This is a genomic window from Aequorivita aquimaris, assembly GCF_001573155.1.
Lineage (GTDB): Bacteria > Bacteroidota > Bacteroidia > Flavobacteriales > Flavobacteriaceae > Aequorivita > Aequorivita aquimaris.
The window spans coordinates 120,520-143,648 of the sequence record NZ_JRWG01000002.1 but is presented as its reverse complement, the minus strand read 5'-3'; the positions used below and the strand labels follow the sequence as shown (position 1 = coordinate 143,648).

The window sequence follows — 23,129 nt, the reverse complement described above, 5'->3', positions numbered from 1 at the left end:
TAAAAGAATCAATATTATTGAGATAGTCAGCGCGACTACTAAAGGTTTTTTTGAAGTTTCCGAAGTAGAAAAATCTTTTTCTTTATCCTTTATATAAACTGTATCTTTCATAGTGTAAATATCCAAAATTTCTGAAGAAAAAAAAATACGTGGTAACACGTAATTTTTGTCAATTAGGATATAATTGTTTCTATAACAGCTTGTCATGATGCTCTTTTGCCCATATAAGCAAGCTATTGGTCTTTGGTTCAATATTGAGTTTTGTGATGATGTTGCTACGGTGTTTTTCAACTGTTCTGTATGAAATAAAAAGTTGTGAGGCTATTTCCTTATTTGTTTTATCTTGGGCAATTAGTTTTAAAATCTTTTTTTCTGAAGGAGTAAGTGTGGAGAGTTCGCTATCTTCTACAAGTACCACGCCAATAAGCTCTTTTATCTTTTCGCTAAAAAAAGGAACACCTTCTTTAACGGTTTTAATGCAGTTTTCAATTTCTTCAAGCGCGAATTCTTTTAAGATGTATCCAAAGATATTAAGCTCTTGCGCCTTTTGGTATAGGTCTTTTTCTTTATGAAGTGTTATCAATACGATTTTGGTCTGAATATCGGTTCCCTTGCATTGTTGGGCTATCTCCAGTCCAGACATGTACGGCATCTGAATATCCAAGATGGCTATGTCTGGTTTTTTCTGGGTGATTAAATTGTAAGCTTCTCTTCCATCATTTCCGCTTCCCAATAGATTATAACCCTTTTCTATCAAAAAGTCGCTTAATCCTTTTAATAAAAGGGGATGGTCATCTGCAATAATGATGGATGGTGTAGTTTCGCTCATAATGGAAATTGAAATTCCAGCACAGTGCCGGTGTCTTTTTTAGAAGTTACCTTCATTTGGCCTTTTAAGAATTTTGTGCGTTCCAAAAGTGTTTTTAAACCTAAAGATTTTACATCCTGATATTTTTCGGCAAAATCAAAACCTACACCATTGTCACGTATGGATATCAGGATATTGTTGGCAAACTTTTTTATTGAAACCTTGCCTGCCTCCGCATTTGCGTGTTTAAGGATATTGCTCAGGCTTTCTTGAATGATTCTATAAATATTCACTTCGTCTTCTTTTGAGAATATATCATCTATGTTGTCAATTTCAGCAGAAATGAAAAGTGTTGTGTTTTCATCTATTTGGTTTATGGTATACTCAATTGCCTTGGTGATCCCGAGTTCCTGTAACTGAAAAGGATGCAGATCGCGCGAGATGGCCCGAACTTCCTCAATGGTGTGGTCAACCATTTTTTTGGTATCTGCATCGCCGCTGCTCATCAACTTGTTTTTGATGACCAACAATTGTTGCCCGATGCCATCGTGAAGGTCCTTTGAAATCCTCCGGCGTTCCCCTTCCTGCGAAATGAGCAGCTCCTGGCTGAATTTTTCCTGAAGAACTTTATTGCTCTTTAAGTGTCTTTGGTTTCTGTACAAAAGAATAAGTCCAAAACCCAGAAGAATGGCAATACCCCCGAAAAGCATCGCTTTTTTGAAACTTTCATTATCTTTTTCCAAAAGGCTTATGCTGGTTGTTTTTTCTACCAGTTCTTTTTCTTTTTTTTCAGTTTCATAAAGCGTTTGGTAATATGCGAGGGCATTTGCGGTACTTCGGTTGTAAATGGAATCTTTTATGGCGGCGGAAGCTTGGTTGTTTTCAATGCTTTTTTTGTATTCTCCCATATCATAATAGATTTCTGACAAAAAGGAATACGTTCCCATGATTTCATCCTCCATTCCCAAACTTTTGGCAATCTCTAGTTTTTTCTTTGCCAGCGCTAATGCAACTTCATAGTTGCCGATGGTCTGTAGATATTTGGCTTTTCCGCCCAAAAAGTTCAGTTCGGCAGGGGGATTTCCTGAAAGGTCAAAATCTAAGGCTTCCAATTGATCCAGATGTTTTTTGGCTTCAATGATTTGATTTTGTTCGCAATAATATTCAATAAGCCGAGAATGAATTCCTATGTAGGTAGATTTATTTGAATTGTCACGCTCAAAGCTCTTTTCGGCCATCAGTAGTGCCTTATGCTCTAAATCGCGATTGCCCATTTTTTTATAATCAAGGGCTTGGTTGTAATATTCATAGGATAAAAATCGATTGAGCCCCAAACTCTTCATTTTCTCAATTAATGCATCGCGCTCTATCTTGGCTTTTTGGTGAAAGCCATTCATACTGAACATGCTGATGATGCCCTGTTGGGCATAAACCATGTAATCGTATTCCTGTTTAAGCTCATATAAGGTATAGGCTCGGGTGAAGTCTTCACCGGCAAGTACAAATTTCCCCATTTGTGAATATGCCTGCCCTCTAAAAAGATAAGTATCCGCAATATTCATAGTATCTTTTGATGAAAAATTTTCTAATGCCACGTTGTAGTCCTCGATTGCTCTTTTAAGGTCTACCTTGGTATTGGCACTCCCACGTTTCATATATAATCCACCTAATAAAAGGCTGTCCTCTATTTTGTATTTGCGGGCCAAAACGCTATTGATAACGGTAATTGCATTCAATGGATCATTTGCATAATTGGTAAGCGGATACTGAAGGTTCATTGCTTTTTTTGCTGCCAGCTCTATGCTGTCCAATTCCTGGGCAAGATCTATATATTGTAGGCTGTATTTAATGAAGGCATCTGTGTCTTTTGAGTAAGTACGTTTTAATAAACTGTCCAGCGCTGTAAGCTTCTCCTGTTTGTTAGAGGTCGTATTTACAATCTTTTCATAATGTGAAATATTCTGGCCATACCCTGAAATTGAGTAAAGCGTAAAAAGGAAAAGTAATGCAAAAATTTTTTTCAGCACAAAAAAGTTTATTTCAGAAGAAAGATAAAAGTACTTAAATTATTGGAAATAAACATATCGGCAATCATTCTATTTAACGTAAAAACAATTTCTGCCATAATCAATTACCGCTCTGTGCTGTTTTAAAAAATCTGCACCAATTATCCCGTGAATGGCGTTTTCATTTACTTGCTGAAGTGCGGCGTTTACGTGTGAAAGATCAAAGAGTACAAAATCCATGTTATTAACGCTCCAACTCTTAATGTTAAATTTATTTCCGCGAGAGAGCATGGTTTTCATATTTATGGCCCCGGCCCCGGCAGCTTTAATAATACTCTCCTCGCTTATCAATAAAAAATGGGCGCTATCGGTAAAGCCAACACAGCTCGTGGAAGCACCGGTGTCCAAAATAAATTTGCCCGAAACACCATTGATTTTTGCCGAAAAAAGATAATGGCCGGTGGCAAGCCTTTTTAACGGAATACGGTAAAAACCCTCGGCTTCAATAAATTTGCGTAACTGCATCAGCTTTTTTGTGTAAAGATAGCAAACAAAATAAGTAGCTTTGCAGTTATGCTTACAGATACCCATACCCATTTATACAGCGAGGCCTTTGCCGAGGACCGCAACCAAATGATGCAACGGGCCTTTGACGCCGGCATTGACCGTTTTTTTATTCCCGCCATTGATTCGGGTTATACCGAGGCGATGTATGCCCTGGAAGCAGACTATCCCAAAAACGTTTTTTTGATGATGGGGCTGCATCCTACTTCGGTAAAGGAAAATTTTGAGGAAGAATTGGCCCACGTTGAAGAACAATTTAAAAGAAGAAATTTTTACGCCGTGGGCGAAATAGGCATTGACCTGTATTGGGATAAATCTACCTTGGGAATACAGAAAATAGCTTTTAAGCGCCAAATTCAATTGGCCAAAAAATACAAACTGCCTATCGTTATCCATTGCCGCGATGCCTTTGATGAGATTTTTGAAGTTTTGGAAACCGAAAAGAGCGATGATCTCTTCGGAATTTTTCATTGCTTTACAGGAACTTATGAACAGGCGCAACGGGCATTGTCTTTTAATATGAAGCTGGGTATTGGGGGGGTGGTTACTTTTAAAAACGGAAAAATAGATACTTTTTTGGATCAAATCCCTTTAAAGCACATCGTTTTGGAAACGGATTCGCCCTATCTCGCGCCGGCACCCTTTCGAGGCAAACGTAACGAAAGTAGCTATTTGGCATTGGTTTGTAAAAAACTTTCGGAGATTTATAATGTTTCGGAAGAAGAGATAGCGAAAGTTACTACTGAAAATTCAAAAGATGTTTTTGGAATATAAATAGTTATAAATAATATGACAAAAAAGCCAAACATACTCCTTATATATACAGGTGGAACCATCGGGATGATCAAGGATTTTGAGACCGGGGCGTTGCGCAATTTCAATTTTGATGAACTGCTGAACCATATTCCCGAACTAAAACTCTTGGATTGCAACATTACAACCACTTCTTTTAAAAAACCCATCGATAGCTCTAATATGAACCCGAAATATTGGGTAGATATTGCGACCATAATTGAAGAAAATTATGAAAAGATGGATGGGTTTGTGGTGCTGCACGGTAGCGATACGATGAGCTACACCGCCTCGGCCTTAAGTTTTATGTTGGAAAATCTGGGCAAGCCGGTAATCTTCACGGGCTCACAGCTTCCCATTGGCGATCTGCGGACCGATGCCAAGGAAAATTTAATCACTTCCATCCAGATTGCCGCTTTGCAGGAAAAAGGCGTTTCAAAAATTGCTGAGGTCTGCCTTTATTTTGAATACAAATTATATAGGGCCAATAGAACTACAAAGATAAACGCGGAGCATTTTGAGGCTTTCGCTTCCCTAAATTATCCAGAGCTCGTACTAAGCGGCGTGCATTTGGTGGTGAACAACGAAGCGCTTTATAAACCCAATAGAAGAAAAAAGCTGAAGGTCCATAAAACTTTGGAAAGCAATATTCTTTTGGTGAAAGTGTTTCCGGGGATGGATGAGGCTACCATTAAATATCTTTTTGACTATCCCCAGATGAAGGGCTTGGTGCTGGAAACCTACGGCGCCGGAAACGTAACCAATGCCGAATGGTTTATAAACCCATTAAAATCTGTAATAAAAAAAGGTATTCCCGTTATAAATGTTACCCAGTGTTCGGGCGGAAGCGTCAATATGGGATTATACGAAACCAGCACGGAGTTAAAAAGAATAGGGGTTATTAGCGCAAAGGACTGCACGACAGAGGCGTCTTTGGCTAAATTGATGTATTTATTGGGGCAGAAAATTTCGGCTAATAGCTTCAAAACCATATTTGAAACCTCTTTGCGCGGAGAAATGCAATAAATAAACCGCTTAAATTATTTTATGGCGTTGTTTTTTTTTTGATATTTGGCACTCCATTCAAAAAATGGCTAAATATTAATAGAGAGGTGGCCGAGTGGTCGAAGGCGCACGCCTGGAAAGTGTGTATACGCCACAAGCGTATCGAGGGTTCGAATCCCTTCCTCTCTGCAACAAACGTAACAGTGTATTAATTAACTCATTTGTACTGTCAATTAATATTCTTGCAGATTAACTAAATTATTTTATATCTTTAAACCTTTAACTAAAAACAAACTTTAAGTCGATAGCAATGAAAAAATTATTTTCTATTATGGCGGTTGCCGCAATGGTATTTGTAGGCACATTAAACGCGAACGCAACAACAGCGCAAACAATGCCAACGAGCTCTCAAGCTTTGGTGACGGCAACTACAGTTTCCTTTATTCAAGATGAAACTGCGCCTGCAGCAGAACCCGAAAAAGGATTTCATCAAGAATTGAAAGAGCGTTTCGTGGAGGGGGGTCCTGGATTTATGGGGATCGTATTATTGTGTTTGATTCTTGGATTGGCAATTGCTATTGAAAGAATTATCTACCTTAACCTTTCTACTACCAATACACAAAAATTGGCTCAGGATGTGGAAGACGCTTTAAATAGCGGTGGTATCGAAGCTGCAAAAGAAGTGTGCAGAAACACAAAAGGCCCTGTTGCCTCAATCTACTACCAAGGTCTGGACCGCGCCCACGAAGGTATCGACATTGCTGAGAAAGCAGTAGTTGCCTATGGAGGTGTTCAAATGGGTCAACTTGAAAAGAATGTTTCTTGGATTTCGCTTTTCATCGCTCTGGCTCCTATGCTTGGGTTTATGGGTACTGTAATCGGGATGATTATTGCATTCGATAAAATTCAGGCGGCTGGTGATATGAACCCATCACTTGTGGCTGGAGGTATTAAAGTGGCACTTTTAACAACCGTATTTGGTTTGATCGTGGCTATTATACTTCAAATTTTCTACAACTATATTATCGCTAAGATTGATAGTATCGTAAACAGTATGGAAGATGCTTCCATCACTTTGATCGATATGTTGTTCGACTACAAACAAAAAAACAAAATCTAAACAAACCACAAGATGGCATTACATAAAATTTTAAAAATAGTAGCGTTGCTTCTCGGCGTTGCGGGAGTTATTTTTCTTGCAATGATCATCGCCAAAGGGGATGAGGCTGTATCGGCAACCGGTGAAGGCGTTGATGGTTTCTTGTATGTTGCTTATATTACATTTGCTATAACAATTGTATTTGTTTTGTTCTTTGTACTAAAAGGAATTTTTGCAGGAAACATAAAGAACACCTTGATATCCGTGGGCGCATTTCTACTTATCGTAGTAATCGCATACGTGCTGGCAGACGGAAACCCAATGCCGATGCAGGAAGGCGAAATGCTTTCAGCTAGCGGATCCAAATGGGTAGGAACTGGATTATATGCTTTTTACATATTAGCAATATTGGCTGTGGGCTCAATGGTTTTCAGCGGAATTAAAAAAGTAACTAAATAATGGCAAGAAGAGCAACACCCGAAGTGAATGCAGGGTCGATGGCTGACATCGCTTTCCTATTGCTTATCTTTTTCTTGGTAACTACTACCATTGAAAAGGACAAAGGAATCGCGAGACAGCTGCCACCTAAGGAAGATGTTGTGGATCCGCCAAAAATTAAAGAGAAAAACCTATTTATTGTAAACGTAAACAGGAGCGATCAATTATTGGTTGAAGAAAAATTGATGGAGCTTAAAGATCTCCGTCAAGCCGCGATCGCTTTTCTCGACAACGGTGGAGCACCTTCCGGAAGCCCGGAATATTGCAGTTATTGCAAAGGAAAACGTGACCCAGAATCGTCTGATAACCCCGATAAAGCAGTAATCTCTGTACAAAATGACAGGCTTACTTCATATAAAATGTACATTGCCGTTCAAAATGAGCTGGTGGCGGCATACAATTATTTGAGAGACAGGGAATCAGAAAGATTATACGGATGGAAATTTACCGAAAAGAGTAAAGACCTCGATGAAGGAAAGATAAAGGGTGAAGCCGCTAAAGAGGCACTGCAGGAAAAATTGGAGAATGTTCAAAAATTATTCCCGCTAAAACTTTCAGAAGCTGAACCAAAAAAATCTGGACAATAATATTTAGAATATGTCAAAATTTAAAAAGAAAAAAGACGGCGGATTGCCAGCTATATCTACAGCATCCCTTCCGGATATTGTATTTATGCTACTGTTCTTCTTTATGGTTGTAACGGTACTTCGCGATGACAATCTGCTTGTTCAGAACAAGTTGCCAAAGGCAGATCAAGTTGAAAAGTTGAAGAAGGACCGTTCCGTATATATCTATGCCGGAAAGCCAAGTTCAAGATATCAGGATAAGTATGGTTCTGAGGCTAAAATCCAAATTGGCGATAAGTACACAGATATATCCAATATCAAGTTTGCTTTGACAGAGGCCCGTCAAAAACTACTTCCTGAACTTCAGGATAAGGTAATGGTGGCCCTTAAGGTTGATGAGAAGACTAATACTGGAATGGTAACTGACATCAAGCAGGAGTTACGTGATCTTAATATGTTGAAGATTATATACATTACCACTCCTGGCAATGAAATAAATCAATAAAAGGTATCGACTTTATTTTAAAGCGCCTTGTACCAAAATTTTGGGTCCAAGGCGTTTTTTTATGCGCCATATTTTGAAAATACAAGTATCTTTGATTCGTATGCAAAGCGCACTAAAAATTCTTTTTACACTTTTTCTGGGCCTGGTTTCACTTAAAACAGTGGCCCAGGATAGCATTCCAAAATTCCCCGTTGATTCTTTATATAGGGAAGACCAGTTTTATATCGGCGTTACCTATAATGTGCCACTGAATCTTCCATCGGGCGGAAATATCCGCGGCCTTTCCGGAGGGATACAATTTGGCTTTTTACGGGATATGCCCATTAACAAACAACGAAACGTGGCCATCGCCATAGGCGCAGGGCTTGCGATTGATCAATTGGGTGAAAATCTTTTTATTGGTGAAACAACAAATGATGAAACCATTTTTAGGGTACTCGATGGTAACGTAGATTATACACGAAACCGCTTCAATATGGCAATAATTGAAGCTCCTGTTGAATTTAGATGGCGTACTTCCACGCCTTCCAGTTATAAGTTTTGGAGGGTTTACGGAGGTTTTAGAGTGGGCTATGCCTATTATTACAAGGCAACTTTCAAGCAATCTGGAAACACAGTAAACCAAACTAAAATTCCGGAATTCGATCCATTAAGACTTTCCGCTACACTTAGTCTGGGCTACAATACGTTTAACTTTTTTGCTTCCTACAGTATCAATCCTTTTTTTAAGGATGCCGTTACCATTGATGGTGAAAGTGTGGATATGAGGGTGTTAAAAGTAGGATTGCTGTTTTACATTCTATAACCAAAGGTTGAAAAGAATCAATTGCGGTATGGCTCCCAATAACAAGCCAATGCCCAGTTCAGGATAGGTGTGCGAATCACTATTTAACCGCGATGAGGCTACCCAACCATTTACAAAGAGGAAAAAGGAAATAGTAACCAAAAGGTTTATTTTGAAATGCGCGCTCAGCCCCACAAGAAACATCAAAATACCGGCAACGCCCATTTGGTGCAGGCTTACCTTTAATTTAAAAAGCACCATTACAAGCGCACTGAAGGCTGAAAACAACATGCCTACAAAAAAATAGTACAGCTCTGGATCTTCATAGGGATCAAATATCATCTTGATGATGAGCAGTAAGAGTATGCACTGGATCATTAAGGGAAACTTGCGTTCCCGCACCTCTTTTAGGTAAATCGTTTCTACTACTCCAAGGTTTTTCAGAAGAAAGAAAACCACCAACGGTATTAACACGGTGATTATGCCGATGGCGAAGAGATTGGCGCGCATCAACTCTGGTTCAAGGTATCTCGGTGTAACGTTGAAATAGAGCACGGTGCCCAAAAGCGGCATCAACAATGGATGAAAAATATAGGAAGCAGCTTTTAGAAAAAATCTCATTAAATCTCCTTTCGTAGTCGCGCGACTGGCAGATCCAGTTGTTCGCGGTATTTGGCTATGGTACGCCGGGCAATAGGATAGCCCTTTTCCAATAAGATCTTTGCCAGTTTATCGTCGGTAAGGGGCTTTCTTTTGTCTTCTTCGGAAATGGTTATTTCAAGAATTTTCTTGATTTCCTTGGTAGAAACATCTTCGCCCTGATCATTCTTCATCGATTCACTGAAAAATTCCTTTATCAGCTTTGTCCCGTAAGGCGTGTCAACGTATTTACTATTTGCAACGCGTGAAACGGTGGAAACGTCCATATTGATCTTATCGGCTATATCTTTCAAGATCATCGGTTTCAGCTTGCGCTCATCTCCGGACAAAAAATACTCTTTTTGATGGTGCATGATAGCGTTCATCGTAACGTAGAGCGTCTGTTGCCTTTGTTTGATTGCATCTATAAACCATTTGGCCGCGTCCAATTTCTGTTTAATGAACATTACCGCGTCCTTCTGCGCTTTCGATTTGTCTTTGGATTCTTTATACCCTTTAAGCATGTTGGTATAATCGTGGCTCACGTGAAGCTCGGGAGCGTTTCTGCCGTTCAGGGTTAAATCCAATTCGCCATCCACAATTTTTATCGCGAAATCGGGTACCACGTGCTCCACAATCCTGTTGTTTCCCGAATAGGTGCCGCCCGGTTTTGGGTTCAGGCCTTCAATTTCGTGAATGGCATCGCGAAGCTGGTCTTCCGTAATATCGAATTTCTGAATGAGTTTTTTATAATGCTTTTTGCTGAAATGATCGAAGGAATCATCCAATATATCAATCGCCAATGCAACGGAAGGCGTTTGTTCCCTTCGCTCCAATTGAAGCAGTAAACATTCCTGAAGATCGCGGGCCGCAACGCCGGCGGGATCCAGCTCCTGAACCACTTTTAGAACTTTTTCTACTTTGTCCTCGGTGGTGTAAACATTTTGGGTAAAAGCCAAATCATCAACAATATCCTGGATTTCGCGGCGTATGTAACCGCTTTCATCCACACTGCCCACCAGAAACTCGGCTATTTGCTTTTCCTCTTCGTCAAGGCGATAGGTGCTCAATTGCTGCATTAAGTGCTGGGTAAAGGAAGTTCCCGCGGCATAGGGCATTTGGCGTTCCTCATCATCTGCACTGTAATTGTTTGCGGAAAGTTTGTAGCTCGGCACTTCGTCATCGCTCAAGTAATCATCAACGTTTATATCTGTTTCAATTACTTCGTTGCCTTCGTCATAGCTATCGTCAAATTCATCATTGCTGAATTCATCATCAAAATTCTCCCCTTCGTCCTTCCCGCCCTCCAAGGCTGGGTTCTCCTCCAATTCCTGCGCTATCCGCTGCTCAAAAGCCTGCGTAGGCAACTGTATCATCTTCATCAACTGTATCTGCTGAGGCGATAATTTCTGGGAAAGTTTAAGATTTAATTGCTGCTTTAACATACGTCTAATTACTACTTCATAAAGTTAAAAAAAACCAGCTACTAAAATAATTAAGTAGCCAGTTTTAATACAATCTTATGCTTTTATTGCTTAGAACTCTGCGTTGCCCGGAGTTCTTGGGTAAGGAATTACATCGCGAATGTTGCCCATTCCCGTAGTGAACTGTACCAAACGCTCAAAACCGAGCCCAAAACCACTGTGGACCGCGGTTCCAAATTTACGCAGGTCTAAATACCAATACAGTTCCTCGGTGCTAATGTCCATCGCTTCCATTTTTTGTTTTAGCACATCATAACGCTCCTCACGCTGTGAGCCGCCAACTATTTCGCCGATACCGGGAAATAGTACGTCCATCGCGCGGACCGTCTTGCCATCGTCATTCAAGCGCATATAGAAGGCCTTGATCTTTGCGGGATAATCGAAAAGGATAACGGGGCTTTTAAAGTGCTTTTCAACCAAGAAACGCTCGTGCTCGCTCTGTAGGTCGGCGCCCCATTCCTCGATTATATATTTGAATTTTTTCTTTTGGTTTGGTTTTGAGCGCTTCAAAATATCAATCGCCTCGGTATAGCTTACCCTTTTAAAATTGTTTTCCAAAATAAAACGAAGCTTTTCCCGTAGTTTCATTTCGCTGCGTTCGTCCTGCGGTTTGTTCTTCTCCTCTTCCAGCAAACGGTTTTCCAGGAATTCAAGATCGTCGGCACAATTTTCCAGCGCATAATTGATTACATATTTGATGAAATCTTCCGCCAAATCCATATTTGCGTCCAAATCATTGAAAGCAACTTCTGGCTCAATCATCCAGAATTCCGCCAAGTGGCGGCTGGTGTTTGAGTTTTCAGCCCTAAAAGTAGGGCCGAAGGTATAAACCTTCCCAAGCGCCATTGCATAGGTTTCGGCTTCCAATTGCCCGCTAACGGTGAGATTGGTTTCCTTTTCAAAGAAATCTTCCTTAAAATCTACATTGCCGTTTTCATCAAGCGGCGGATTTTTGGCGTCTAAATTTGTAACGCGGAACATTTCGCCTGCGCCTTCGGCATCGCTTCCGGTGATAATGGGCGAGTGCATATAATTGAACCCGTTTTTCTGAAAATACTCGTGCACTGCAAAAGCCAATTTGGAACGTGTGCGCATCACCGCGCCAAAGGTATTGGTCCGCACGCGCAAGTGTGCCTGTTCGCGCAAGGTCTCCAAGGAATGTCTTTTAGGCGATAAAATGGTGAGCTTTACATCTTCAGGATTGGCCTCGCCCAGAACGGTCAATTTTGAAACTTGTACTTCTACTGTCTGGCCCTGACCCTGACTTTCCACGAGCACGCCGGCAACTTCAATGGCGGCCCCCACGGTTGTTTTCTTAAGAATTTCTTCATCAAAATTTTCAAAATCCACTACACATTGCAGGGTTTTGATGGTAGAACCGTCGTTTAAGGCGATGAACCTATTGCTTCTGAAAGAGCGCACCCAGCCGCGAACAATCACGTCAATGTGGGTTTTTTCGCTTTTCAACAATTCATCTATGGTTTTGTGTTGCATATTCTTATTTTAAGAGGAGCAAATATACTTTTAAATAAAATTCCAAAAAAGTAAAAGCACCAAATTCCAGAGAAGCTAACTCTACTATCGTAGGGCGGATTTTAAACCTTTAGTATAAGTTTGAAATTTCGTTGAATACGGTTTATTCTATTTCATCTTCGTCATCGGTTAAAATCTCGATGGCGGGTTTTTTCATGGTTTCCTTATTTGCGATGCTTCGTTCCAAAGAAAGTAGGAGCGTGGGCAGCAGCAGTAGGTTTGAGAGCATGGCGAAAAGCAGCGTTATGGAAACCAGCGCGCCCAACGCAACCGTCCCTCCAAAACTGGAAATGGTAAATACCGAAAAGCCAAAGAAAAGCACGATGGAAGTATAAAACATACTTACCGCCGTTTCGCGCAGGGCGGCAAAAACCGATTTTTTGATTTTCCAATTGTTGGCTATCAGTTCCTGCCGGTACTTGGCTAGAAAATGGATGGTATCGTCCACCGAGATTCCAAACGCAATGCTGAACACCAAAATGGTGGATGGTTTTATGGGCACGCCCACAAAGCCCATGACGCCGGCTGTAATTATCAAGGGCAGCAGGTTTGGGATAAGCGAGATTATTATCATTTTAAAGCTTCGGAACATCCACGCCATAAACACTGCTATCAGGAAAATGGCGAGGGAAAGGGAGAGAATGAGGTTGTTTACCAAATAATGCGTTCCTTTCTGGAAAACCAAAGCCTTTCCGGTAACGGAAACATTGTAGCGCTCCGGCGGAAAGACTTTGTTTATTTCGTTGTGCAAATCCTCCTCGATGCGTTTAAACCTATCCGGCTCAGTATCTTTCATAAAGGTGGTGATACGCGCAAATTGGCCCGTACTGTCCACATAACTGTTCAGCAGATTGGTGTCTGTATTGCTGCTTTTGGCGTAGCTAAGTATAAAATTCTTTTCCTGGCTGTTGGGCAATTGATAGTATTCAGGGTTGCCGTTATAGTAGGCCTGTTTTGAATATTTCACCAATTCAACCACGGAAAGTGGCTTTGCAAATTCAGGAATTTCCTTGATATGGTCCTGCAGTTCGTCAATTCGTTTTAAGGTGGAAAGGCTCATCACGCCTTTTTTCTTCTTTGTGTCCACCATTATTTCCAAGGGCATAATGCCTTCGTATTCCTTCTCAAAAAAGCGGATATCGTCAAAAAAACCAGTATTCTTCGGCATATCCTCAATAAGGCTTCCCGAGATTTTTATATTGTAGATTCCAATAATACTTGCGCAAAGCAACAGTACCGCAGAAATATAAATGGTTATGCGGCGCTCCTTTACCATTCGCTCAATCCAATTCACAAAACCATTTATCCACGTTTTGTTCAAATGTTTTAGGTGCTTATATTTCGGCACCGCCATATAACTGTAGATTATCGGTATAATCAGCAAACTCAGTAAAAAGATGGCGACAATGTTGATGGAGGCCACAATACCGAATTCACTCAAAAGCTCACTTTTCACCAAAATAAAAGTAGCAAAACCCGATGCCGTGGTAAGGTTTGTCATCAAGGTTGCGTTGCCCACTTTCGCGATTACGCGCTGTAATGACTTTGCTTGGTTTCCGTGGAGTTTTATTTCCTGCTGGTATTTATTTATTAAGAAAATACAGTTCGGAATCCCGATTACGATTATCAACGGCGGAATCAAGGCGGTGAGTACGGTGATTTCATAATGCATCAGCCCCAAAAAACCGAAGGCCCACATCACCCCGATAATAACGGTACACATAGATATGAAGGTAGCGCGCCAAGAGCGAAAAAAGAAGAAAAAGATAAGCGAGGTAACCAGCAGCGCCCCGCCAATGAACAACCCAATCTCGTCGATGATACTTTGTGAATTCAACGTTCGGATGTATGGCATGCCCGAAGTGTAAACCGTAACGCCCGTGTCTTCCTCAAATTTTTTGATGATGGGTATCAAATCGTCAATCACAAAATCCTTTCGGGCGGCGGTGTTTACAATGTCCTTTTTCAGATAAATGGCCGAACGGATGCTCTGCTTGTCCGGGCTGTAAATAAGTCCGTCATAGAACGGCAGTTTATTGAAAAGCTCGTCTTTGTATTCCGCAAGGTTGGCCTGGGTAAATACCGAATCTTTTATGAAGGGCACCAATTCAAAACCGGTGGTGTCAGTCTTCTTTTCAAGTTTTTGCAGGTTGCCCACGGAAAGCGTGAGCTCTACTTCGTTAAACTTGCCAATATCCTTGGAAAGCTGGTTCCACGCCTTAAATTTTTCGGGCGTAAATATGGTAGAGTCCTTGACCCCCATTACAATCAAGTTGCCCTCTTCGCCAAAATGCGACAGAAACTGGTCGTATTCAAGATTAATGGGGTGGTCGTCCGGAAGTAGGTTAGCCTCGGTATAGGTGAAGCGCATGTTTTTCCACTGAAGCGCGAGCAGGACGGTTATGGCTGCTATAACTATTAAAATCCAGGTTCGGTTCCGCAAGATAAAACGGGCCACCCAGCTCCAAAACCCGATGCTAAAAAGTTTGTTCAAAGCAATTTTTTATAGACTTGGCAAAGGTACGTATTTGCGATAAGTAAGAAATTTATTTTCAGGGTATTTTAGGAAGATGTGGGAGTTCCATTTTTTTACTAACTTCTACCACAAATGAAAACAACCTTCACCGAAACCCAAAAATATACCTAGTGGTTGCTATGGCTTTTGCGCTGCACGCATAGAACTGCCGTCGTATAGGATAAAACTTGTGTCATATCGGTTAGAACTGCCATAGTATAGGATAGAACTAGCGTCGTATCGGTTAGAACTGCCGTCGTATCGGTTAGAATAAGCGTCGTATAGGACAGGGTGAATAATTTTACGAATAGAGTATGAGTCTGCACGCATAGAGTTAGCGTCTGCACGCATAGAACTGCCGTCTGCACGCATAGAGTTAGCGTCTGCACGCATAGAACTGCCGTCTGCACGCATAGAGTTAGCGTCTGCACGCATAGGGTGAATAAATAAATTTAGGGTAAAACGAAGCGAACGGCCAAAGGCCAAGGGCTAAAAGCAAAAACTTCCCCCTACACCTTAAGGTAGAAGGTAAACTTGAACGAAATATTATCTGAGAATTTTGGAAGATTGTAATACCCGTAGCGGTAAGCCGCGCTAAGCCCAAACCCAAAGAGAATTTTATTTATTTCAAAACCAGTTTCGTTATAAAGCTGGTCCAGCGTATTAAAAGGGATTCCAAAGTGTTGGTCCCTGTTGCTCATATCGCCTAGGGCATGGCGCGTTATCAGTACCAGTTCCGGCTTCCATTTTTCCGTAAGCTTGAACCTGCGCAAACTATGTTTTATTTGTAGTGTAGTAAGCCTGTCTGAAAAGAATTCGCCAAAATACATCGTCTCAAAACTTTGGACGCCCGCCACCGAAAAGCGTTGCAGTACCTCATCTTTGGTGGGTTGGTTGGGATAAGAGTGGAATAAATGCGTAAGCGGAACATCGCCCGTTGCCAACGATCCTTCCAACAGAATATTGGTTGATGAAAGATCGGTGCGCTTTATGTAATAATCCAACTTCAACCCAAATTTGGTATAGGTAAAATCGCTTTCCACCACATCTTTCACCCCTTGGGTAATCTGCGCACTTATTTTCGGAAAACCATCAAAATACTCTTTCGTGCCGTCTTCATTTGTAAAGAAATTTGTCTTCGGACTAATTCTGAAAGAAACCGTTGCCTCTGCCAACTGGTAATTTCTGTAGGGTACACCATCGTGTATGTAATAATAGTTTTCAATATTTTCCACATTGCTGTGTTCCAAACGAACTTCTGCCAATATTTTTGGTGAAAGTTCACTCGCAATACTCGTATACCATTTTCGGTATTTATAAAATTGGGTGATGTTAACAAGACGAGGTTCAAAGATGGAATAAACACGCGCATCGGTCAAATAATCAAAAGTTCCAATTTCTTTTACATCATCGGCATAATATACACTTAGCCAAGCCTTCTTTTCTTTGTTAACTCGAGCGCTAACACCTACCCCATATTTAGAGGTTTTGTCCTTAAAACCATAAGCATAGTACCCGCCAAATTTGTAATTCTTAAAAAGTCTGTCATTGGTCAATCCCCCAATGCCCAAACGCAGGCCTTCATAATTATTTAGCTTAATTAGGGTCTTTAGATCGATGTCAAAAAAACCTATAGGATAATATCCTGAGGAAAGTGGATGATCTTTTTTGTCCTCAACTCCTGCGATGGTGTCCTTATCTGTTTTTATTGCCGGCTCCTGCGCAAAAGCAAAAAAGGCAATACTGAAAAAGACAGGAAAAAGAAGTTTTCGCATTCGGAAAGGTTGGTTTGTAACCATTTAAAAGTAAAGAGAAAGCGGCTATTATGCCGCTTTATTATATTTAGTTTAACGAAATGTGTATTACACAGTCATTATTTCCTTTTCTTTCTTGGCCAAGATTTCATCAATTTTTTTGATGTGCGCATCGGTCATTTCCTGGATATCGTCCTCAAGGCTTTTTTTCAAATCTTCCGAAATATCCAAACCTTTTAGATCGTGGTTAGCTACCTTTCTATCGTTACGTACACCAATTTTTGCCTCTTCTGCAGCAGCTTTGGCTTGCTTTGCCAACTCCCTTCTGCGCTCTTCGGTCAGTGGTGGTACGTTAATGATCACACTTTCTCCATTGTTCATAGGATTGAAACCTATATTGGCAAGATGGATTCCGCGCTCTATTTCGGGAATCATTTGCTTTTCCCAAGGCTGTATGCTAATGGTCATTCCGTCAGGAGTGCTCACGTTTGCCACTTGGCTCAATGGCGTTGGGCTGCCATAATAATCTACCATCACACTACCTACCATAGATGGTGAAGCCTTTCCGGCACGAATGTTTACCAATTGCTTTTCAAGATGCTTTAGGGCGTTGCCCATAGCTTCTTTGGTGCCTTCAATTATAATATCTATTTCGTCTTCCATAAAAATCAGTGTTCAATATTCAATGTTCAACCCTTCGACTGCGCTCAGGGTAAGTGGTTTAATATAATTTATTACGAATCAAAATTATAAAAGATTCGTGTAATCATGGCTACTTTTATAAATTCACTTTAGTTCCAATCTTTTCACCGGAAACAACTTTTAGTAGATTTCCTTTCGTGTTCATATCAAAAACAATGATTGGCAGCTCATTCTCCTGGCTTAGGGTAAAGGCCGTTGTATCCATCACTTTCAGACCTTTCTGCAATACATCCTCAAAACTGATAAAATCAAATTTTGTTGCCAGCTTATCCTTTTCTGGGTCGCTGGTATAGATTCCATCTACTCGGGTTCCTTTTAATATTACATCGGCACCTATCTCAATAGCTCTTAAAACCGCCGCCGAATCTGTCGTAAAATAAGGATTCCCGGTGCCGCCTCCAAAAATAACCACGCGGCCTTTCTCCAAATGTCTTATTGCTTTCCTGCGGATAAACGGCTCCGCAACCTCATTAATGTTAATGGCGCTCTGCAGGCGTGTGGGCACATCTTCATTCTCAAGGGCGCTTTGCAATGCCAAACCATTGATTACGGTAGCGAGCATCCCCATATGGTCGCCCTGCACGCGGTCCATCCCGCTGCTGGCTCCGGCCAAACCTCTAAAAATGTTTCCACCGCCAATAACGATGGCAACTTCCACTCCCTTATCGGTTATCTGTTTTATTTCGTGGGCGTATTCCTTAAGTCGAACGGCATCTATTCCGTATTGCTGTTCGCCCATCAAGGCCTCGCCAGAAAGTTTTAAAAGAATTCTTTTGTACTGCATAGTTTGGGTTTGCTGTGGCAAAAATAAAGAAAATTATTGATGCTATGGAAGTAATTAAAAAAGTAGTTTTTCTATTTATAAGTACCCAACTGCAAAAAAAGTTTCGGTTTAGTGATGACATCACGCTTTGCAATACGATGTAAGCATGTTCAGAAAGATATAATCCTTAAATACTGTTTATTATGAAATCAAAATTATTTTTTTTCGCATGTACCATTGCCGTTTCTGCGTCGGCACAACAGCCAAAAGTATCATTTCATCCCGTTGAATTTGAAAAGACCGAATGTATCACAGATTCACAACGGCAGGAAGTTAGGCAGCAAAATACTTTGAACAAACAACAGATTCTTCAAACCAACCCAAATGCCTTTCAGCACAAAGGGGGCTCGCCGTTGTTTATTTTTCCCATTAGGCCGAAAGCTGGCTTTGATGACTATGGCTATTATACCATAAATAATTATGTGGACCACAACTTAACACCCAACGGTAATTTACTCGATTATGAATGTGGGCAACGCACCTACGACTGGGGAAATGGTAACCACGAAGGAACAGATTATGTGCTTTGGCCTTACCCGTGGAAACGCATGCAAGAGCAACTGATGGAAGTTGTTGCCGCCGCACCGGGGGTAATTATCAATAAAAGGGATGGTTTTTTTGATTTAAACTGCGTAAACAACGGAAATCCAAACTGGAACGGAATAATTATAGAACATGCCGACGGTTCGCAGGCATGGTACTGGCATTTTAAGGATGGAGCAATCACATCAAAAAATATTGGCGATTCGGTTGCCGAAGGGGAATATCTTGGCGCCGCGGGAAGCTCTGGCAGTAGTACCGTGCCCCATTTGCACTTTGAGATTTATGACGCCAACGACAATTTGATTGACCCATACGAAGGTCCCTGTAACAATATGAACCCTGATAGTTGGTGGGCAAACCAACCCGAGTATTTCCAACCGACTATTAATAGGCTTTCCACGCACAACACACAAACGTTTGACGATGATTGTGGCGTGGTTGAAAACACGTATGAAGAATTGAATTTTGAGCCCGGTGAGGAACTTGTTTTCCGAATTTTTTACCGCGATATTCAAACCAATTCCGAAACCCATATCATTTTCAGAAAACCGGACGGAACCGTGCTGTATGATTGGGTATTCGCTTCGCCGTGGCCCTTTTATCCACAAGCTTGGGCACAGTGGAATTTTATAGTGGACAATACGTGGCCCGATGGGGTTTATAATATTGAAGTGGAATTTGGTGGCAATTCATACGAAACTTTTTTTGGTGTGAATACCAATTTGGGGGTCGAAGTAGAGGCTTTGAATACAGTGGTATTGTACCCAAACCCAACAAATTCACAACTATTTTTGGAGAGTAAGGAACCTATTGAATCCATTTTGGTGTATGACCTTGCTGGAAGAAAAGTGCAAACATTGAAGCCCAATGCTTCTAAAGCTGAAATGGATCTTTCCGCGCTATCATCGGGGATTTATTTAATTAAGGCCACAGTAGGTACAAAAGTCCAAACCTTTAAAGTGAATAAATTATGAAATTTTCCATTTTACCATTAATAACTTTTTTGATATTGCTTGCTCCAAAATCATTTGTGGCGCAAGAACTTACTTGGGCAAAAAGTATGGGCGGCAGCGGTTTTGACCGTGGCGAATCCATAGCCATTGATGCCCAAAACAATGTTTATACGCTTGGATATTTTACCCAAACCGTCGATTTTGATCCTGGAAGCGGCACGTTTGAAGTAACAGCCCAAGGCGAGGCAGATATTTTTCTCACAAAATTTGATGCCTCGGGCAATTTTGTTTGGGCAAAAACAATCGGGAGCAATGATTCTGAATATCCCGATACCTTGGTTTTAGATACTTCGGGCAATTTATTGATAACGGGCTATTTTGAGACCGATCTAGATTTTGATCCGGGTGCTGGTACGCAAATCCTTACGAGTGCTGGAAATCTCGATGCTTTTGTGTTGAAGTTAAACGCAGAGGGTAATTACCTTTGGGCCAAAAGCTTTGGCTCAAGTAGTCCAGACCGCGGCCGGGGCATTGCCGTCGATAATTCCGGAAATGTTGTTACCATTGGGTATTTCAACAATACGGTTGATTTTGATCCGGGCGCAGGCACGGCCAATCTAACGTCTTTTGGCGATGAGGATATTTTTATAGTGAAATTGGATGCTAATGGCAATTACATTTGGGCAAAACAATTGGGTGGCACTCGCGAAGACTTTCCAAATGCGGTGGCCGTTGATGCTGCCGGAAATGTGTATTCCACCGGAAGTTACACGAATAGCGCGCCCGATTTTGATCCAGGTTCCGGCACTTTTCTCTTGGAATCAGCTGGAACTTTGGATAAAATGTTTGTTTCAAAATTGGATGCCGATGGCAATTTTGTTTGGGCAAAACAGGCCAATGGCAGCCACTACAATGTTGGAAATGACATTGCAATCGGTCCCAATGGCGAAGTCTTGGTAACAGGCTATTTTTATGCCACACAGGATTTTGATCCCGGTGCCGCCACTTTTGAACTTACCAGTGAAGGCTTGGCAGATGCCTATATTTTAAAATTGGAAACCAATGGAAATTTTGTTTGGGCAAAACGTATGGGAGGCCCTGTTTATGAAGAAGGAGTTTCCATAAAAACCGATAGCAATGGAGGTATTTACACCACCGGCAGGTTTGAGGAAACTGTAGATTTTGACCCCAATGGTGGCACAGCCAACCTTACTTCTGCAGGGTTTATTGACGTATTTGTGCAGCATTTGAATGCCTCAGGCAATTTTCAATGGGCTTCCTCCGTTGGCGGACCGGACGAAGATCGCGGTTTGGGGATTGCGGTTGATAACGAAGGGAAGGTTTTGTGTACGGGATATTTCAACACTACCGCCGATTTTGATCCGGGCAGTGGGGTTTTCAATTTAACATCACAAGGCGAAATGGATGTATTTATTCTGAAATTGGAAAATGCCCCCCTTGGGATTCCGCAGTATTTGGTATCGGGAGAACCGGTACTATATCCCAATCCGTTTCAAGATATATTGAACGTGGAATCAAAGTCAATAATAAGCACAATTGCAGTTTATGATCTTTCGGGAAGAATTGTTTTGGAAACGTCTCCTGTCGCTTTAAAAACAAAATTGAATCTTGGCAATTTAGAAAGCGGCATGTACCTAGCCATTATTTCTTCCGAAGGGAAAAAAACGGTTAGAAAAATCGTGAAGGAATAAATTTCTGAAAAAAATGTCCGGTCGAGCGCAGTCGAGACCTTTTTATTTTAAAACACATTAAAACCTTTGGTAGATACTTCTTCCAAAGGTTTTCTTTTTTGTAGGAAAAATAATGCAACAGTACAGGAAAAACCCTGTGTAATAAACAGGGAAAATCCTGTTTTATATGTAATAATTTTAGGATAACTTTAAGAATTCAACTAACTTTAATCGACCAAGGTTTGAAAACACACGCCCACACGCCCACACGCCACAAGGCTTCACGTACAGTCATTGAATTTTCTTAAAGCAATGAAAACCTTTATAACCATATTCATCCTGGCTCTTAGCACAACCGCTTTTGCCCAAGACCCACAACTTTTTGAAAATGAATGGTATCTGCAAAACGTAATAATTGACGGACAAGATAATTTTCCGCCCTCAAATGATGATGTGCCTTTTATTACTATCGCATTTATTCAAAATAATTCTTTCATTAGCACCTATGTATGTGATGCATTAGAAGGCACAGTAATTTATACTAATTCTGAATTTTTAGTTAATGGTTGGAGCATGACTCTTGGTGGTTGTTTTGGACCATTTGCACAAGAAAACACCCTTTTCCAGGGTATTTATCTTGACACTTTTTTTGTTGGTAATGTTGACGATCCCTTCAATTATAATATTATTGACGAGAGCAACAGTAAAACTTTGGTTATAACCTCCTCAAGTGGCGATGAAGCAATATATAGTAATCAGTTATTATCGAGGAATAATTTTGAGATTTCCAAATTCTCCATCCACCCCAACCCCGCCAAAAACGAACTCTTTATTGCTGCCCAAAACACCACAGAAAATCTAAAAATCAAAATCTTCAACATAGAAGGCAAACTGTTGAGCACACAAAGCATAACACTTCAAGACCAAAAAGCAATAGATGTCTCCCAACTCCTAAGCGGTATCTACTTTCTAAACATAGAAGATGAAAACGGCAACACAACAACCAAAAAATTCATAAAACAATAACCCATTCACAAACTCACAAACTCACAAATTCACATACTCAATACTAACATCTAAATACTAAAAAAATGGCATCAAATTCAGAAGTAGGCCACGCTAAAAATGTAGCGAACTTCCAAGACCTAATCGCCTTTGTAGAAGGCTATGGCCCCATCTACAACCCATCAAAAACCAGTCTAACCGCAGAACAGCTCACCGCCCTGCACGCCACGGCAAACGCCAGCCTGCAAAACGTAATCAACCTAAACACGGCATACAATGATGCTGTAAACAGCAGGGTAGAAGCCTTCGCAGACCTACGCCCCCTTAGCACCCGCCTTGTAAACGCCTTGGAGGCCACAGACGCATCCCAAGAAAAAATAGACGATGCCAAAGGCTACAACCGCAAGATCCAAGGCCAGCGGGCCACTAAAGAAGAACCCCTAGACCCAAACGCGCCTGCGCCCCGAAGGATCAGCGCCAGCCAACAGTCTTATGATCAGCTCATCCAGCATTTCCAAGGTCTAATCTCCGTCTTGGCCTCAGAACCAAGCTACGCCCCAAACGAAACCGAACTGCAAATAACATCCCTTCAGGCCCGCGCCCAAGATTTAAGCAATAAAAACAACCAAGAGGCAAGCGCAGACACCGCAGTGAGCAACGCCCGTCTGGAAAGAAACAGAATTCTCTATCAAGAAAACACAGGTCTGGTAGACACCGCCCTCGATGTAAAAAAATACGTCAAGTCCCTTTTCGGAGCCTCCAGCGCAGAGTACAATCAAATAAAGGGCATCAAGTTTAAAAAGTATAAAGATTGAACCTCCGCCCATTCAGTTAATAATAGGGGTTACAGTCTAACCAGA

At 41.2% G+C, this 23,129-nt stretch carries 21 protein-coding genes and 1 tRNA gene; 12 read left to right on the top strand and 10 right to left on the bottom strand.

Going from position 1 to position 23,129, the window contains the following annotated elements; all coding sequences use genetic code 11:
- Positions 1 to 190: 190 nt before the first annotated feature.
- The 3 genes from LS48_RS03400 to LS48_RS03390 form a co-directional block, all read right to left on the bottom strand.
- The gene (locus LS48_RS03400; protein ID WP_062619999.1) at positions 191 to 829 is read right to left on the bottom strand and encodes a response regulator; all 639 of its coding nucleotides are present in this window, start codon (positions 827 to 829) and stop codon (positions 191 to 193) included.
- Entirely contained in the window at positions 826 to 2,835 is a 2,010-nt protein-coding gene (locus LS48_RS03395; protein WP_062619996.1) for a tetratricopeptide repeat-containing sensor histidine kinase, read from the bottom strand. Before LS48_RS03395 ends, LS48_RS03400 begins: the two co-directional genes overlap by 4 nt.
- A 69-nt stretch (positions 2,836 to 2,904) precedes the next feature.
- Positions 2,905 to 3,339 (bottom strand): retropepsin-like aspartic protease family protein, encoded by a 435-nt coding sequence (locus LS48_RS03390; protein ID WP_062619995.1) that lies wholly within the window; start codon positions 3,337 to 3,339, stop codon positions 2,905 to 2,907.
- Positions 3,340 to 3,387: 48 nt separating this feature from the next.
- Here LS48_RS03390 and LS48_RS03385 point away from each other — a divergent pair, with 48 nt between their 5' ends.
- The 8 genes from LS48_RS03385 to LS48_RS03350 all read left to right on the top strand — a co-directional run bounded on the left by LS48_RS03385 (position 3,388) and on the right by LS48_RS03350 (position 8,648).
- Entirely contained in the window at positions 3,388 to 4,152 is a 765-nt protein-coding gene (locus LS48_RS03385) for a TatD family hydrolase (protein WP_193392785.1), read from the top strand.
- 15 nt (positions 4,153 to 4,167) lie between these two features.
- Positions 4,168 to 5,196, top strand: a complete 1,029-nt coding sequence (locus tag LS48_RS03380; protein WP_062619991.1) for an asparaginase — start codon at positions 4,168 to 4,170, stop codon at positions 5,194 to 5,196.
- An 80-nt stretch (positions 5,197 to 5,276) separates the two neighbouring features.
- Positions 5,277 to 5,364, top strand: a tRNA-Ser gene (locus tag LS48_RS03375).
- Between the two features lie 121 nt (positions 5,365 to 5,485).
- A complete protein-coding gene (locus LS48_RS03370) occupies positions 5,486 to 6,295 on the top strand; it encodes a MotA/TolQ/ExbB proton channel family protein (RefSeq protein ID WP_062619989.1) in 810 nt (269 codons plus the stop codon).
- A 12-nt stretch (positions 6,296 to 6,307) separates the two neighbouring features.
- Positions 6,308 to 6,733: a hypothetical protein gene (locus LS48_RS03365; RefSeq protein ID WP_062619987.1), complete on the top strand. Its 426-nt coding sequence runs from the start codon at positions 6,308 to 6,310 to the stop codon at positions 6,731 to 6,733.
- Positions 6,733 to 7,359 carry an ExbD/TolR family protein gene (locus LS48_RS03360; RefSeq protein WP_045078919.1) on the top strand — a complete coding sequence of 209 codons (627 nt, stop codon included), beginning with the start codon at positions 6,733 to 6,735 and terminating at the stop codon, positions 7,357 to 7,359. Before LS48_RS03365 ends, LS48_RS03360 begins: the two co-directional genes overlap by 1 nt.
- 10 nt (positions 7,360 to 7,369) lie before the next feature.
- Positions 7,370 to 7,843 (top strand): ExbD/TolR family protein, encoded by a 474-nt coding sequence (locus LS48_RS03355; RefSeq protein ID WP_045078920.1) that lies wholly within the window; start codon positions 7,370 to 7,372, stop codon positions 7,841 to 7,843.
- 100 nt (positions 7,844 to 7,943) lie between these two features.
- Entirely contained in the window at positions 7,944 to 8,648 is a 705-nt protein-coding gene (locus LS48_RS03350) for an outer membrane beta-barrel protein (RefSeq protein ID WP_062619984.1), read from the top strand.
- Here the strand turns inward: LS48_RS03350 and LS48_RS03345 are convergent.
- The 7 genes from LS48_RS03345 to pyrH form a co-directional block, all read right to left on the bottom strand.
- Positions 8,643 to 9,248 (bottom strand): hypothetical protein, encoded by a 606-nt coding sequence (locus LS48_RS03345; RefSeq protein WP_045078921.1) that lies wholly within the window; start codon positions 9,246 to 9,248, stop codon positions 8,643 to 8,645. The two genes, LS48_RS03350 and LS48_RS03345, sit on opposite strands and share 6 nt — an antisense overlap.
- Positions 9,248 to 10,711: an RNA polymerase factor sigma-54 gene (gene rpoN / locus LS48_RS03340; RefSeq protein ID WP_045078922.1), complete on the bottom strand. Its 1,464-nt coding sequence runs from the start codon at positions 10,709 to 10,711 to the stop codon at positions 9,248 to 9,250. Before rpoN ends, LS48_RS03345 begins: the two co-directional genes overlap by 1 nt.
- 90 nt (positions 10,712 to 10,801) lie before the next feature.
- Positions 10,802 to 12,244 carry an asparagine--tRNA ligase gene (gene asnS / locus LS48_RS03335; protein ID WP_062619982.1) on the bottom strand — a complete coding sequence of 481 codons (1,443 nt, stop codon included), beginning with the start codon at positions 12,242 to 12,244 and terminating at the stop codon, positions 10,802 to 10,804.
- Between the two features lie 142 nt (positions 12,245 to 12,386).
- Positions 12,387 to 14,777 (bottom strand): efflux RND transporter permease subunit, encoded by a 2,391-nt coding sequence (locus LS48_RS03330; RefSeq protein WP_062619980.1) that lies wholly within the window; start codon positions 14,775 to 14,777, stop codon positions 12,387 to 12,389.
- A 530-nt stretch (positions 14,778 to 15,307) separates the two neighbouring features.
- Complete coding sequence (locus tag LS48_RS03325) at positions 15,308 to 16,573, bottom strand: DUF5686 family C-terminal domain-containing protein (RefSeq protein WP_076692411.1); 1,266 nt, start codon at positions 16,571 to 16,573, stop codon at positions 15,308 to 15,310.
- 87 nt (positions 16,574 to 16,660) lie between these two features.
- Positions 16,661 to 17,215: a ribosome recycling factor gene (gene frr / locus LS48_RS03320; protein ID WP_062619975.1), complete on the bottom strand. Its 555-nt coding sequence runs from the start codon at positions 17,213 to 17,215 to the stop codon at positions 16,661 to 16,663.
- Between the two features lie 115 nt (positions 17,216 to 17,330).
- Complete coding sequence (gene pyrH / locus LS48_RS03315; RefSeq protein WP_062619974.1) at positions 17,331 to 18,038, bottom strand: UMP kinase; 708 nt, start codon at positions 18,036 to 18,038, stop codon at positions 17,331 to 17,333.
- Between the two features lie 182 nt (positions 18,039 to 18,220).
- Here pyrH and LS48_RS03310 point away from each other — a divergent pair, with 182 nt between their 5' ends.
- From LS48_RS03310 to LS48_RS03295, 4 genes are all read left to right on the top strand, one after another.
- Positions 18,221 to 19,594, top strand: a complete 1,374-nt coding sequence (locus LS48_RS03310) for a T9SS type A sorting domain-containing protein (RefSeq protein WP_062619972.1) — start codon at positions 18,221 to 18,223, stop codon at positions 19,592 to 19,594.
- Positions 19,591 to 21,285 (top strand): SBBP repeat-containing protein, encoded by a 1,695-nt coding sequence (locus tag LS48_RS03305; RefSeq protein WP_062619969.1) that lies wholly within the window; start codon positions 19,591 to 19,593, stop codon positions 21,283 to 21,285. The genes LS48_RS03310 and LS48_RS03305 overlap by 4 nt, the downstream gene beginning before the upstream one ends.
- A gap of 291 nt (positions 21,286 to 21,576) precedes the next feature.
- Positions 21,577 to 22,290, top strand: coding sequence for a T9SS type A sorting domain-containing protein (locus LS48_RS03300; RefSeq protein ID WP_062619967.1), 714 nt, complete (start codon positions 21,577 to 21,579; stop codon positions 22,288 to 22,290).
- Positions 22,291 to 22,355: 65 nt separating this feature from the next.
- Positions 22,356 to 23,084, top strand: coding sequence for a hypothetical protein (locus LS48_RS03295; protein ID WP_062619965.1), 729 nt, complete (start codon positions 22,356 to 22,358; stop codon positions 23,082 to 23,084).
- Positions 23,085 to 23,129 lie beyond the last annotated feature (45 nt).